Here is a 13255-nt window from a genome sequence, read left to right on the forward strand (position 1 = left end):
TGCGGATTTCTGTGCGTTTGAGGGCTTTTTTATGTCAGTTTTCCACGTAGAATGTGGTTAACTTATAGATATAACCCGTGGTCAGATAGAAGGTGGCACTGAGCCATCGACTGTTTTGACAATAATTATAAAAATCGTCATTTAAAGAGCTGTAGTCATGTCACAAGAAATTGAATTAAAGTTATCGATCACTGCAGACGCGATCAACAATTTCAAAGCGGTTCCGGTGCTGCAAGGGATAGACAGTGATATATCGGCCCTAGAAAATACCTATTTTGATACGCCTGAATTAGCACTGACAAGCCAGGGCACGGCACTTCGCATCCGTAAGCTACCCGTTGGCTACGTTCAAACCTTGAAATCAAAGGGACATAATGTCGGTGGATTGCACAAGCGTGATGAATGGGAATATCCGATACAGGGACCTAGCCTCGATTTAAGTCTATTTCCTGCCAAAGCGTTACCTGAAAGCGTCGATGTAACCATGTTGACTCCACTGTTTAAAACAGACTTCCAACGCACTCGTTGGATGGTGAACTTTGGTCAGTCTCTGATAGAGCTGGTGCTCGATCAGGGTGTCATCAGCGTTGGCGACAAAACCGATACAATTTCTGAGTTAGAATTAGAGCTTAAAAATGGTGATATAAATGATTTATTGGAGTTATCACTAGAAATTAGTAAATCTGTGGCGATCATGCCATCAGATATTTCTAAAGCAGAGCGAGGTTACCGTTTATATCAAGATCATTCTGATGTTGCAGTGGCTTTACCGAATATCGTGCCACAGCAAAGCATGGAAAGTGCGTTTTGTGCGCTGTTTGGTTATGAACTAGAAAAAATTCAACGTTACTGGCAAGGTTACTGGTCAACAGGAGAATGGAAGTACTTAAATCATGTGCTATTAACATTAGGCAATTTAGATGCGCAGGTTGAATGGTTTCAAGATCTTATTCCAGAAGATCAGCAATTTTACGTAAAAGCCCAAATACATTGGATTGAACAGTCATTGAAACCCATTTTGTCGTGGTGGCCAGCCTGCTTTGAACTGTCTCAACATGCATTGGAAGACCCTGCAAATCTTGCGATCAGCTTGCAGCAAAGCAAAGCCAAAAGAGCCTTATCGGCAATAACCGTGCTACAAGAAAACCCGCTGTTGGGGCATAGAATGCTGTCATTAACGGCATGGTTGCATCGGCGTGAGTGGCGCCAAGAACAAACAGTTCAACAACGCGCTAAAGCAGAATTAGCCATAGTCGACGGATTAGATCGTTATTTATCGAAAGCCATGAATGCAGTGCAAATGGATTGTTTTGCCGGCAGCGTGAGCAATGCGTTGGCGCAAACACCTGCGGTTCATCGCTTATTAATGCTATGTCGTTATTTTGATCACTTTTATGGTAAAGAATTGGGTGAGTTACGTGCCCCACTAGAAGCATTAGAAGATAATTTATCCCGCTTGTCTGCGATGGAAGTCATGGCTCGATTAAAAGATTGGATAAATGATTTGCCACTAGAAGAGCAAGCCAGTGTGCATAGTTGGGCTCGCAGTAAACCAGTCTTGCTACGCGACATAAAGCAGTTAGCGGGACGTCTATTTCGCAATGCAGATGAAATAGAGGTTCATGCTTGAAGTTACTGTCGGGGTTGTTACGTGTAGATGAGTTACTCGATAACTTACTAACTTCGGGCCGAATCAGCGAAAAAACGTTCGAATCGGCTCGGACTAAATCTCGATCAGCAGATCTGCACAGTGTTAATCAGCTAGATGCAATGCAGTTAGAAGATGCTAAAGATCCCAGTAAAAAACTAACCGCGGCTGCAATTTACGAATGGTTAGGTGAGTCTTTGGGTATGCCTTATGTTCATATCGACCCACTTAAAGTTGATGTCGAGTCAATCGCCTCAATCATGTCGTTTGAATACGCTAAGCGCTATCATTTACTTCCACTTAAGCAAACTGACACCACCGTACAAATTGCCACCAGTGAACCTATGGTTACCGGTTGGGAAGAAACCATAGAGCAAGTGACCCGCCGCAAAATTGAAAAAGTGTTAGCGGTTCCTCAAGACATTGAACGTTATGGTTTAGAGTTTTATGCCTTAAATCGCTCAGTGAGCGGTGCTAAAGGCAAAGGGCGTAGCCAAGGCATAGGAAACTTCGAACAACTCATTGAGTTAGGTAGTTTAAAGTCACCTGATGCCAATGATGAACACATTGTTAATATTGTTGACTGGTTGTTTCAGTATGCTTTTGATCAAAGAGCGTCCGATATCCACATTGAACCTCGACGAGAGCATTCTCATATAAGGTTTCGTATTGATGGCATTTTACATACGGTCTATCAATTACCCATTCAAGTGGGTCAGGCCGTTGTTAGCCGGTTAAAAATTCTTGGTCGAATGAACATAGCCGAAAAGCGCAAGCCGCTAGATGGCCGAGTAAAAACTAAAACCCCCGATGGGCAAGAAATTGAATTACGTTTATCAACGTTACCGACAGCGTTTGGTGAAAAGTTGGTTATGCGTATTTTTGATCCTGAAGTACTGCTTAAGACTTTTGACCAGCTAGGCTTACTTGATGAAGATTTGCAACATTGGCAATCTATGATCAAGCAACCCAATGGCATTATTTTGGTCACAGGGCCGACCGGGTCGGGTAAAACGACAACGCTTTATTCCACGTTAAAAAGTTTAGCAACTTCAGAGGTCAACGTTTGCACTATTGAAGACCCAATTGAAATGATTGAACCCGCCTTTAACCAAATGCAAATCCAAGGCAATATAGATTTAACGTTTTCTTCGGGGATCAAAGCGTTAATGCGGCAAGACCCCGATATTATTATGATTGGTGAGATACGTGACCTTGAAACCGCTCAAATGGCAATTCAAGCCGCGTTGACAGGTCATTTAGTGTTGTCTACGGTTCACACCAATGATGCGCCTTCGGCGGTGACACGGCTGCTAGACTTGGGCGTACCCGGTTATTTAATTAAATCCACGCTATTGGGTGTGATGGCACAACGTTTAGTTCGTACATTGTGTCCTCATTGCAAAGCCGAAGAAACCCTCGAAGACCGCACATGGCAACAACTCGTTAAGCCTTGGAGTGCTAAAAAACCGGCTAAAGTGTATGGGCCTGTGGGTTGTTTAGAATGCAGAAATACCGGGTTTTTAGGCCGCTCAGGGGTCTATGAAAGTTTTGAAATGAGCGACACTTTGGCTGATCTAATTTATGATGGTTGCGACCCACAAACCCTTCGTAAGCATGCCATTAAAGAAGGGATGTTAAGCTTAAGGCTCTCTGGTGCACGAAAAATAGCCGCTGGTTTAACAACGGCTGATGAGATTTTGAGAGTTACGCCAGATACACGCTAAATTCGGTAGGTTGTTTTGGTCATGACTTGAGAAATAGCCGTCATGAAAGACTTAACGGCACTCGGAAAAACAGTGCCGCCAGCGTCTAGTGCCGATTGCGCATGTCTAGCTTCATCTTCTAGCATTTGCTCAATAATCAAACTAGAGCGTGGGTCTTGTTCTTGTATTTGATGCAAATGATCTTCTAAGTGCATGCTAACCTGATCTTCAGTCGCAGCGACAAACCCCAGCGACCATTTATCTCCCGCTAAGCCCGCCGCAGCACCCATTCCATAAGACAATCCATAAAATAATGGGTTTAGTAAGCTAGTTCGCGCATTTAACTCTTTAAGTCGAGCTTCACACCAAGCTAGGTGGTCAAGTTCTTCTTCTGCAGCTAAGTCCATTTTTTCACGAATATCGGGCAACTTGGCGGTTAGTGATTGACCTTGATAGAGCGCTTGGGCGCAAACCTCTCCGGTATGATTTATTCGCATTAAACCCGCAATATGATTACGCATATCCTCTGATAGATCGCTGATCTCATCAAGACCTGGGCGCTGGGCTTTGGCATTCACTGCCCCTGGCGTAAGAGTTTTCAGAGCGTTATCTAAATGGCTTATGAACCGATCAGAAAAAGTGAGATTTCTTAACATTTCTAGCCTCTTTGTTTTTAAGTATTTCAGCGTGTGCCAAGTTGAGCGTATCTCTTAAAGCTCGAGCAGAAACGGGTTTAGAGAGCACGTATTTAATACCCGTATCTTTCTCGTTAACTTGGCTGGCGACTTCATCAGCGCCAGACATCATCACCACAACAATGTCTCTATTTAAACTAGAGTCTTGGCGAATACGTTGAACTAATTCGACACCTGACATGGATGGCATATTTTGATCAACAATGAGGATATCAATAGGCTCACCCTTATGATATTCATTGTGTAAATTGGCCAGAGCTGATTGACCATTGCTCATGCTTAGTACCGTCATTCGCCAACTTTGTGCCACATGTTCAATCACCTTGCGGCAGGTTAAGTTGTCGTCAACTACCATTAAACGAAACTTATCAAGCGGTAAGCTGGGTTGTTGCATAGTTGATTCAGACGCCGGAACCTCGGTGAGTGGAATGTCTAGCCAAACCGTTGTACCCATACGCAGCTCACTGCTCAAGGTAAGTTGGCCACCCAAAATACCAACTAAGTATTTACTAATTGGCAAACCAATATGTACATCGGAGGAGTGGTTAATGTTGTCTTGATTCGGAAATACAAACAACTGGCTTCTGGCATCTTTGGAAATACCAGGCCCTGTGTCAGTAATGCTAAAGCGAATACGGTTTTGTTGCCAAGGTTTTATCTGAATTAAGATTTCACCATGCTCGGTGTATTGAATGGCATTTTCAACAACGTTAGAAAGCACTTGGCCGATAATGTGGGCATTACCACGATAGTAAGTTGGTATTTCAGGCATGATGTCAAGAACCAGTTCCACACCTTTGTTGTGCGCTACTCGAGAAAATGGCTGTAACGTATCTTCAATTAAATCGTAGAGATCAAATTCACCTTCGCTGTCAGGTATGCGGTTTAATCCAATGCGTATCAAGTTTTGTAGCTGATCTGCTTCACGCAAAAGTGAGTAGCCAGCAGCCTGTACCGTATTAATGTATTCCTGTTGATGAGCGGAAAGCGTAGTGTCTTGTAATAGTTCGGTCATACCCAAAACGCCGTTAATGGGACCGCGAATATCGTGGTTGATTTTACGTAGTAGCGGCCAGTGCATATTAGGCATATTCATACCTTCAACCGCAACTCGGTCCAATCTATGGCTAGAAATTATCCAAGCCGACCACAAAGTACTGGCCACGGCTAACATAGAGGTGATTCTGAGAATAAAAAACGTTGTTTCACTGAGTAGAAATATCCCAGACATCACTAGTGTGGTGGTTGAAAAGTAGATTGCTAGGTTAAAAAATCCAAAAATTAGCATGCGTTCAGTTTGGCTCTTGGGCTGATTGATAATCCAAAACAACCCAATCATGACTGTCGCGACAGGCGCAACAATAGCTTGTGCGGCTAAAAAATTTTGTAATATCACAGCAAATACAGCAAAAACGCCCAATAAATAGGCAAACAACTTTAGAGCGTCTTTTATCCAAGTAATATGCCTTTCACTACGAATTTCGGAGATGAGCCGAGCATAGGTGCCGAGAATAATAAAGGCGCCGACATTCTCAGCGCGAATTTCAATAAACGTCCAGTTTGGAAACCAAGTTGACATAATTCCTGTCCAACCTGAAATACTCAGTATAAAGCCAACGTTCAGTGCCATACCCCAAAAGCTCACCATTGTTCGAAATTTTATCAGGCTAAAAAGAGCGACAATGCTCATGATGAATAAAAATGAGATGGTTGAAATATGAAACAATAAAGTTGAAGACAGGTGTGTAATTGCAATTTTTTCATTGCTTAATTTAAGTTTTAAATTGGCGGGCTCTGCACTTTTTATGAATAAAATGAGTTCGTGGTGCCCTGGGTAAAGTTCAATCGGAAAAACATAGTTGCCAAGAGGGAAGGGCCTGTCTTCATAGGCAATGCTTGAACCAGTGCTTTGCCGCTTAAAAACATCATAAGGATGGCTGACATAAAGATCGGCCCTATCAATGTGTGGACCATCTAAAGTTAAATGAAGTTTTTGTATTTTTCCTGTGTTGTTAGCTAGGCGGATTCGTAACCAAGTCGGCTCTTGGAGTATTCCTCGGCGCAAATATTCGTTATGAACGGGTGTGAATTTATTTTCGAAAGTAGATTGCTGCACCTGAACATAAGAAAAGGCTTCGTTCGGGTCACTAAAGTAATCACTATATTCAGATATATTGTGATCAATGTTCCCTTGACTGATTTGGAAGGTATTGGCCCAAGTTGGCAGTGCAAAGTACGTAAATAACAACAATGCTAAAACTATCGAACGCATCATGACAAACTAACCGGAAGAAAGTAACCGACAGTATAACTAAAAATGGGTGGGCAAAATACACCATAAAATAGGCCACAGTGTTGCAACAGCTCTATTTTATGGTGCCTAAGTCCAATTAGCGATTTATGGCTTTATGGCCTATATCGGTTCTGAAGTAGACTTCATCCCATTGGATCGCACTGACGCCTTGGTAAGCACGCTCTTGAGCTTCGGCTACTGTATTTCCTAATGCAGTTACACATAAAACACGACCGCCATTGGTTACAGTAACACCAGCGTCAGTTTTAGCCGTTCCCGCTTGAAAAACCTTAGCGCCGGTTAATTCTGCTTCAGGAATGCCGGTGATTCGCTTACCGTTTTCATAATCAAATGGATAACCGCCCGCGGCCATAACAACACCCACGGCAGCCCGTTCATCCCACTGCGCATCCATTGTTGACAATTCACCATTCACAGCAGCAATACACAAGGCGGCTAAATCGGATTGTAAACGCATCATAATAGGTTGGGTTTCAGGGTCGCCGAAGCGACAATTATATTCCAAAACATAAGGTGTGTTGTCTGCTCCAACCATAATGCCGGCATATAAGAAGCCACGATAGCGATTACCTTCAGCTTTCATACCTTTAACGGTTGGGTGAATGACTTCGTTCATGATTCGGTCGTGAATTTCTGGTGTGACAACAGGAGCAGGGGAGTAAGCACCCATTCCTCCGGTATTTGGACCTAAATCACCGTTATCACGAGCTTTGTGATCTTGCGAGGTAGCAAGTGTTAGCACGTCTTCACCATCAACCATGACGATGAAGCTGGCTTCTTCGCCTGTTAAAAACTGTTCAACGACAACACGGGCACCGGCATCACCGAATTTGTTACCCGAGAGCATATCTTTCACTGCAGTTATGGCTTCTGCATTGGTTTGCGCCAAAATAACGCCTTTGCCCGCTGCTAAGCCATCGGCTTTAACAACGATGGGCGCGCCTTTTTCTTCAATATAAGCAATAGCAGGCTGTTCTTCGGTAAATACGCCGTAGAAGGCTGTTGGTATATTATGACGAGCCAAAAAGTCTTTAGTGAAGGCTTTAGAACCTTCTAATTGCGCAGCAGCCTTAGTTGGGCCGAAAACGGTGAGCCCTACTTCTTCAAATGCATCAACCACGCCTTCTACCAAGGGTGCTTCAGGGCCAACGATGGTCAGATTAATTTGGTTTTTCTGTGCAAACTCAATTAATGCAGGGAAATCAGTTGCGCTGATATCGACATTGACCACGCCGGGCTCGCTTTCAGTGCCAGCATTACCTGGTGCAACAAACACCTTATCGACGTTTGGAGATTGGATCGTTTTCCAGGCAAGGGCGTGTTCACGGCCGCCATTGCCTAAGATTAGTACATTCATTATTACATTCCTTATTAATGACGGAAATGACGCATACCGGTAAAGACCATGGCGATACCGTGCTCATCTGCAGCGGCAATGACTTCATCGTCACGCATGCTACCTCCTGGCTGAATGACAGCGGTAACACCTATCTCTGCAGCTTGATCTAAGCTGTCGCGGAACGGTAAAAAGGCTTCAGATGCCATTGCAGAACCTGCGATATCTATATTTTCATCTTTTGCTTTAATGTTTGCAATTATGGCGCTGTAAACTCGGCTCATTTGTCCTGCGCCGATGCCCGTACTGAGGCCATCTTTTGCATACACAATTGCATTCGATTTAACAAATTTAGCGACTTTCCAAGCAAACATCAGATCTTGGATTTGAGTGGCCGTAGGCTGCACCTTGGTAACAATTTTTAAATCTGATTCAGTGACCATACCTAAGTCACGATCTTGCAGTAATAAACCGCCATTGACGCGCTTGTAATCTAAGGCAGGAACTCGGTTTGTCCATTGGCCACATGCGAGTAGTCGAACATTGGGCTTTTGAGCCACAATTGCGGCCGCTTCAGCACTGACAGACGGAGCGATAATAACTTCAACAAACTGCTTACCTATAATTGCATTGGCAGCATCGGTATCCAGCTCACGGTTAAAGGCAATTATGCCACCGAAAGCCGATGTCGTATCAACAGAAAGAGCACGTTGATAGGCTTCTGTTAGGTTTTTACCGGTTGCGACGCCGCATGGATTAGCATGCTTAACAATGACGCATGCCGGCTCATCAAAGCTTTTTACACACTCTAAAGCTGCATCGGTATCGGCAATGTTATTAAAGCTAAGGGCTTTGCCTTGTAAGGTTGTAATAGTTGAGATACCCGGCTCAACGACACCCTCTTCAACATAGAATGCCGCTTTTTGGTGTGGATTTTCTCCGTAGCGCATAATGTCTTTTAACTTAAACTGGCTGTTGAACGTGTCGGGGAATTCACGTCGTGCTGGAGTGGCATTCGATTCGGTTTCCGCAGGAATGGTGCCTAAGTAATTGGCGATCATACCATCGTATTTAGCTGTGTGTTCAAAGGCTAAACGCGCTAAATTGAAGCGGGTTGCTTGAGTTAAACCACCCAGTTCGTCCCATTGCGCCAATAATTCAGAGTAGGAAGACGAGTTAACGACAATGGCGACATCTTTATGGTTCTTAGCTGCAGAACGAACCATGGTTGGGCCTCCAATATCGATATTTTCAATTGCATCCGCCAAGATGCAGTCTTCTTTTGCAATGGTTTCTGCAAAAGGGTAAAGATTAACAATGACCATATCGATCGGCTCAATATTATGCTGCGTCATAACATCTTCATCTTGACCGCGGCGACCTAGAATACCGCCATGAATTAACGGGTGCAGTGTTTTAACTCGGCCATCCATCATTTCAGGAAAACCAGTAATATCAGAAACTTCGGTGACTGGAATATCATGTTGGCTCAATAGCTTAAACGTACCCCCAGTTGAGATAAGGCGAACACCGCGCTGGTGTAACTCACGTGCAAAATCAACAATGCCGGCTTTATCTGAGACGCTGATAAGCGCTCGCTTAGGGGTCACTACGTTAACAGGTTGGGTCATTTTGTCCTCGAAATATAGTTTCTGAGTAGTCGGTCAATAAGTTAGGGTGCTATAAACAACAAAGGCGACCGAAGTCGCCTTTGTGCTGTGCTTTAAAGTAAGCCGTATTGCTTTAGCTTTTTGCGCAGTGTGCCTCGATTGAGGCCCAAAACATGAGACGCTTTGGTTTGATTGTCCCGGCAGTAACGCATAACCGCTTCAAGCATAGGGGCTTCAACTTCCGTTAATACCATCTGGTGCACGTTACAAACGTCTTGACCGTCTAAATGTGCGAAATAATTGCGCATCGCTATTTCTACGCTGTCACGCAGAGTTTGTGGGTTCTCGCTGGCAGCGTGCAGTTGAAGTGATTCATGTGTTTCTGTTGTTGGCGCAACAATTTCGATAGTCATGCAGCAGTATCCTTAGATGTTTCTAGATGTTCAAAAATTGTATCGATGGCTAGCAACTGCTCGGACGCAGTCTCTAACCGATTAAGTTGTTTCATTGCACTTGGGTCGGCCTGATGAGCCTTTAAATACCAACCTAAATGTTTTCGGGCGATTCGAACGCCCATATATTCGCCATAAAACTCATGCAATGCTGTGAGGTGACCACTTAACATTGTATAAACTTCGCTTGGCTTAGGGTCTGGAATAAGAATACCTGACTCTAAATAATGATTGATGCGGTTGAATATCCAAGGGTTACCTTGAGCCGCTCGACCAATCATGACACCGTCTACGTTGGTGTCTGTAACCACTTGTTTGGCTTTTTCTGGCGAATCTATATCGCCATTCGCAAGCACCGGTATAGATAAGGCGCTTTTAACTTGTGCAATGGTGTTATATTCCGCATCACCCTTATAGCCTTCGTCACGCGTTCTACCGTGAATGGCCAGCATCTGTATGCCCAGATCTTCTGCCATTCTTGCTATCGTTAGTGCGTTTTTGCTCTGAGTGCACCAACCAGTTCTAATCTTTAAGGTTACCGGTACATCTACCGCTGCAACGACAGCGGTTAAAATTTCTTTAACCAGCGCTTCATCTTTCATTAGGGCCGAGCCAGCGGCTCTATTGCAGACCTTTTTAGCAGGACAGCCCATATTAATGTCAATAATCTGAGCACCTATCTGGACATTTTGTGCCGCGGCATGTGCAAGCATGCTCGCTTCGCCGCCGGCAATTTGAATGCTGATAGGCTCGGCCTCGCCGTCATGGTTTAAGCGCCAACGAGATTTATTCGTTTTCCACAGCCGAGTATCACTGGTAACCATTTCTGAAACGACTAAACCAGCACCTTGAGCTTTGCAGAGCTTGCGAAACGGTTGATCCGTCACGCCCGCCATGGGTGCTAATACGGTAGGTTGACTTATTTGATAAGGGCCAATGCTAAACACGTATGATCGTTTATTTTTTGCTCAACTCAAGGGCGCGGAATAATAGCGAGTCTTGGCCCTGATTGAAAGCTTGAGAAGCAGAAAGAGTGGTTTTTTTTGCGCTTTTTTGTTCACCGTTGCCACAAGGCTTCGGTGAACAGTGTTTCAGTAGAATTATTTAAATTTCAATAGCTTAGCACTACTTTATTAGTGCCTACTGAGAAATTGGGTTTAAAATTAACTGGTAGTTAACGGCGCTCTTAGCCGGTGCTTTTATTGGGATAGAGACATAAACTCGAGTGTTCAAAGGCATTGTCATTACACCGGTCATTTCGCCTTTTAAATAATCAGTTGGCAAAAAGCTTTGGTCAGCGACTACTTTACCGTTCACGTCAGAGTACTGTAGCAGGATTTCTGGGAAAGGTTGCTTAAACGGAGCACGGTTAGTGAGCACAATATCGACCATTTTAATATCTTTAAGTGCCGTGTTCTTATGATCTCGAACAATTACTGAGGTCCGGATTTGCTCGACATCGACCTGATCAGGTAATTCGCACCCAATAACATCGCATGCTTGGGCGTATAGACCCCGCCATTGATCCATTCGGGCGTAGGTATCTCGCTGTAACCATGCAAATTGCGCAAATAGTATGACAATGAATAGGGCAACGACAAGCCATCCAAGCGGGCGTAAACGACTTAGGCGCTCCTCAAAGTGAAAATCTAGGTCGAGCTCTTGGCTGGCTTGATTGACCACTTGTGAGGCGCTTGTAGGCCTTTGAGTATTGCCAGACTCTAAGTCGACAAATAGGGCAGAGCGTTTCATCGCTGCATTGTGTGCTTCTGATTGGCTCTGTTTAGTTGAAACATTGCGCGATTCGAAAACGGCAGGCTTCTTTAGTGATACATTTTCTTTTTCGATCTCTTCGAGCATGGACTCAGCCCAGCTCTCGTCTTCATCATCTTCGTCTTCAGCGAATAGTTCTTTATTTAACGAATGCGTTTCGGATTGAAAATGATCAACTTTCTTTTGTGGCGGGTTTGAGTTATTCAGATTTAAAAAGCTATCTGATAGCTCACCGAGGCCGTCGTTTTGCTCATCTTCATCGAATAATTCGTCATCGTCACTGTCGGCGGCAAATAAGAATTCATCATCATCGTCATCAGCAGCAAATAAGAATTCTGCGTCATCATCGGTATCGGTAGGAAACCGGCTGGTGTCTTGTTTGGGTGGCGCTTTGCGCATAGGTGCTGGGTTAGGCCTAGGTTTAACGGCAGGTTTTGCAGTCGGCCTTGGTACTGGCGATTTGGGTGCTGTCGGTTTTGGAATAGCGGGTTTAGGCGCTGTTCTTTTTGCGACCGGGGCTGCTTTTCCTGCCGTTTGTGACGGTATAGAGGTGGTGACGACATGGTTGCGCGCGCTAAATACTTGCAGGCAGGCACCACAACGCACAGAGCCATTAGCCACGGCTAACTGTTCTGTCCTCACTCGAAATGAGGTGCCACAATGTGGGCATTGGGTTATGAATGATTCTGCCATTTTATATCGTATCCTTCGCGTCCATGACGAACATTATCCTATAAAAATCCGAAGCTTAGCGCACGAACTTTAAGAAAGCTCTAAGATTAACCCATTGTCGGTAGGCTGAAAACCTTTCGATTGGCGTTTTCGGCCACTTAAACGCACCCAGCCGTCTAATTCACTGATCGGATCAAAGCTAATCCAGCGTTCGTAGGCGTCAACCACGCTCACGGCTTGGTGTGACAAAATGCCCGAGAGCACTAGCGGTGCATCGGGTTTTAGGCGATGACAAATGGCTTCGGCCATGTCGCATAATGGCCCAGCTAAGATGTTTGCTACGACGACATCATATTGCTCGGCTAGTTCGCTTATTTCGGTGGTTACGCGGAAAAGCTCTGTCGCTAAGTTGTTTGTTTGTGCGTTATTTTCTGTTGCAGTAATGGCTTGTGGGTCAATATCAATGCCATCCATATGATTAGCGCCCAACAACAACGCTGATAACCCTAAAATGCCTGAGCCACAGCCATAATCTAGTACAGTCTCATCGCCTTTGATATGGTCGTTTAACCATTGCAGGCATAAAAAAGTAGTAGGGTGTGTACCCGTGCCAAAGGCTAAACCTGGATCAAGCCGTAAGTTAACTGCTTCTTGATCGGGTGCATCACGCCAAGAAGGGACTATCCACAAGCGATCGCCACAGGCGATGGGTTGGAAGTTATCCATCCATTCGCGTTCCCAATCTTTGTCTTCCAGTATCTCAGTACTGATCTCGCCGGTTTTAAGCTGTTCAGATTCTATAAGTTGCTGAAGTGTTTCTACGAGCTGTTGCGCATCGACATCTTCCTCAAACAGCCCTTGCAGTGTGGTATGTTCCCACAACGGCGTTGTGCCCCGAATAGGCTCAAAAACCGGCTGGTCGTCGGTGTCTATCAGCGTTACCGCCGTACAACCCGCCAGTAACATCGCGTCTTCAAGTACTTCGGTATATTTCGGCATTGTTGGAATTTTGATCTGTAACCAAGGCATAACAACTGCTCATAAAAAAT

10 protein-coding genes are annotated in these 13255 nt (G+C 44.6%); 2 read left to right on the plus strand and 8 right to left on the minus strand.

Going from position 1 to position 13255, the window contains the following annotated elements:
* Positions 1-157: 157 nt before the first annotated feature.
* Positions 158-1630 carry an inorganic triphosphatase gene (locus tag ACI882_RS04550; protein WP_411742902.1) on the plus strand — a complete coding sequence of 491 codons (1473 nt, stop codon included), beginning with the start codon at positions 158-160 and terminating at the stop codon, positions 1628-1630.
* The gene (locus ACI882_RS04555; RefSeq protein WP_411742903.1) at positions 1627-3375 is read left to right on the plus strand and encodes a GspE/PulE family protein; all 1749 of its coding nucleotides are present in this window, start codon (positions 1627-1629) and stop codon (positions 3373-3375) included. The genes ACI882_RS04550 and ACI882_RS04555 overlap by 4 nt, the downstream gene beginning before the upstream one ends.
* On the opposite strand, the gene coq7 is transcribed toward ACI882_RS04555, so the two are convergent.
* The 8 genes from coq7 to prmA form a co-directional block, all read right to left on the minus strand.
* Positions 3372-4010, minus strand: coding sequence for a 2-polyprenyl-3-methyl-6-methoxy-1,4-benzoquinone monooxygenase (gene coq7 / locus ACI882_RS04560; RefSeq protein ID WP_411742904.1), 639 nt, complete (start codon positions 4008-4010; stop codon positions 3372-3374). The genes ACI882_RS04555 and coq7 overlap by 4 nt on opposite strands.
* Positions 3985-6324, minus strand: coding sequence for a 7TM-DISM domain-containing protein (locus ACI882_RS04565; protein ID WP_411742905.1), 2340 nt, complete (start codon positions 6322-6324; stop codon positions 3985-3987). The genes coq7 and ACI882_RS04565 overlap by 26 nt, the downstream gene beginning before the upstream one ends.
* Positions 6325-6439: 115 nt before the next feature.
* Positions 6440-7720: a phosphoribosylamine--glycine ligase gene (purD, locus tag ACI882_RS04570; protein WP_411742906.1), complete on the minus strand. Its 1281-nt coding sequence runs from the start codon at positions 7718-7720 to the stop codon at positions 6440-6442.
* A gap of 14 nt (positions 7721-7734) precedes the next feature.
* On the minus strand, positions 7735-9330 hold the full coding sequence (gene purH / locus ACI882_RS04575) for a bifunctional phosphoribosylaminoimidazolecarboxamide formyltransferase/IMP cyclohydrolase (RefSeq protein ID WP_411742907.1): 1596 nt from the start codon (positions 9328-9330) through the stop codon (positions 7735-7737).
* A 92-nt stretch (positions 9331-9422) separates the two neighbouring features.
* Positions 9423-9722: a DNA-binding transcriptional regulator Fis gene (gene fis / locus ACI882_RS04580; protein WP_411742908.1), complete on the minus strand. Its 300-nt coding sequence runs from the start codon at positions 9720-9722 to the stop codon at positions 9423-9425.
* Complete coding sequence (gene dusB, locus ACI882_RS04585; RefSeq protein ID WP_411742940.1) at positions 9719-10657, minus strand: tRNA dihydrouridine synthase DusB; 939 nt, start codon at positions 10655-10657, stop codon at positions 9719-9721. The genes fis and dusB overlap by 4 nt, the downstream gene beginning before the upstream one ends.
* Positions 10658-10901: 244 nt before the next feature.
* On the minus strand, positions 10902-12227 hold the full coding sequence (locus ACI882_RS04590; protein WP_411742909.1) for a DUF3426 domain-containing protein: 1326 nt from the start codon (positions 12225-12227) through the stop codon (positions 10902-10904).
* A gap of 69 nt (positions 12228-12296) precedes the next feature.
* The gene (gene prmA / locus ACI882_RS04595) at positions 12297-13235 is read right to left on the minus strand and encodes a 50S ribosomal protein L11 methyltransferase (protein ID WP_411742910.1); all 939 of its coding nucleotides are present in this window, start codon (positions 13233-13235) and stop codon (positions 12297-12299) included.
* Positions 13236-13255 lie beyond the last annotated feature (20 nt).

The organism is Reinekea sp. (assembly GCF_046710285.1).
Taxonomy (GTDB): domain Bacteria; phylum Pseudomonadota; class Gammaproteobacteria; order Pseudomonadales; family Natronospirillaceae; genus Reinekea.

Excerpts from the sequence above, each read along its gene's own strand:
- ACI882_RS04565 (WP_411742905.1), bottom strand. The coding sequence starts at position 6,324 with ATGATGCGTTCGATAGTTTTAGCATTGTTGTTATTTACGTACTTTGCA.
- ACI882_RS04590 (WP_411742909.1), bottom strand. The coding sequence starts at position 12,227 with ATGGCAGAATCATTCATAACCCAATGCCCACATTGTGGCACCTCATTT.
- purH (WP_411742907.1), bottom strand. The coding sequence starts at position 9,330 with ATGACCCAACCTGTTAACGTAGTGACCCCTAAGCGAGCGCTTATCAGC.
- dusB (WP_411742940.1), bottom strand. The coding sequence starts at position 10,657 with ATGGCGGGCGTGACGGATCAACCGTTTCGCAAGCTCTGCAAAGCTCAA.
- prmA (WP_411742910.1), bottom strand. The coding sequence starts at position 13,235 with ATGCCTTGGTTACAGATCAAAATTCCAACAATGCCGAAATATACCGAA.
- fis (WP_411742908.1), bottom strand. The coding sequence starts at position 9,722 with ATGACTATCGAAATTGTTGCGCCAACAACAGAAACACATGAATCACTT.
- purD (WP_411742906.1), bottom strand. The coding sequence starts at position 7,720 with ATGAATGTACTAATCTTAGGCAATGGCGGCCGTGAACACGCCCTTGCC.
- ACI882_RS04550 (WP_411742902.1), top strand. The coding sequence starts at position 158 with ATGTCACAAGAAATTGAATTAAAGTTATCGATCACTGCAGACGCGATC.
- coq7 (WP_411742904.1), bottom strand. The coding sequence starts at position 4,010 with ATGTTAAGAAATCTCACTTTTTCTGATCGGTTCATAAGCCATTTAGAT.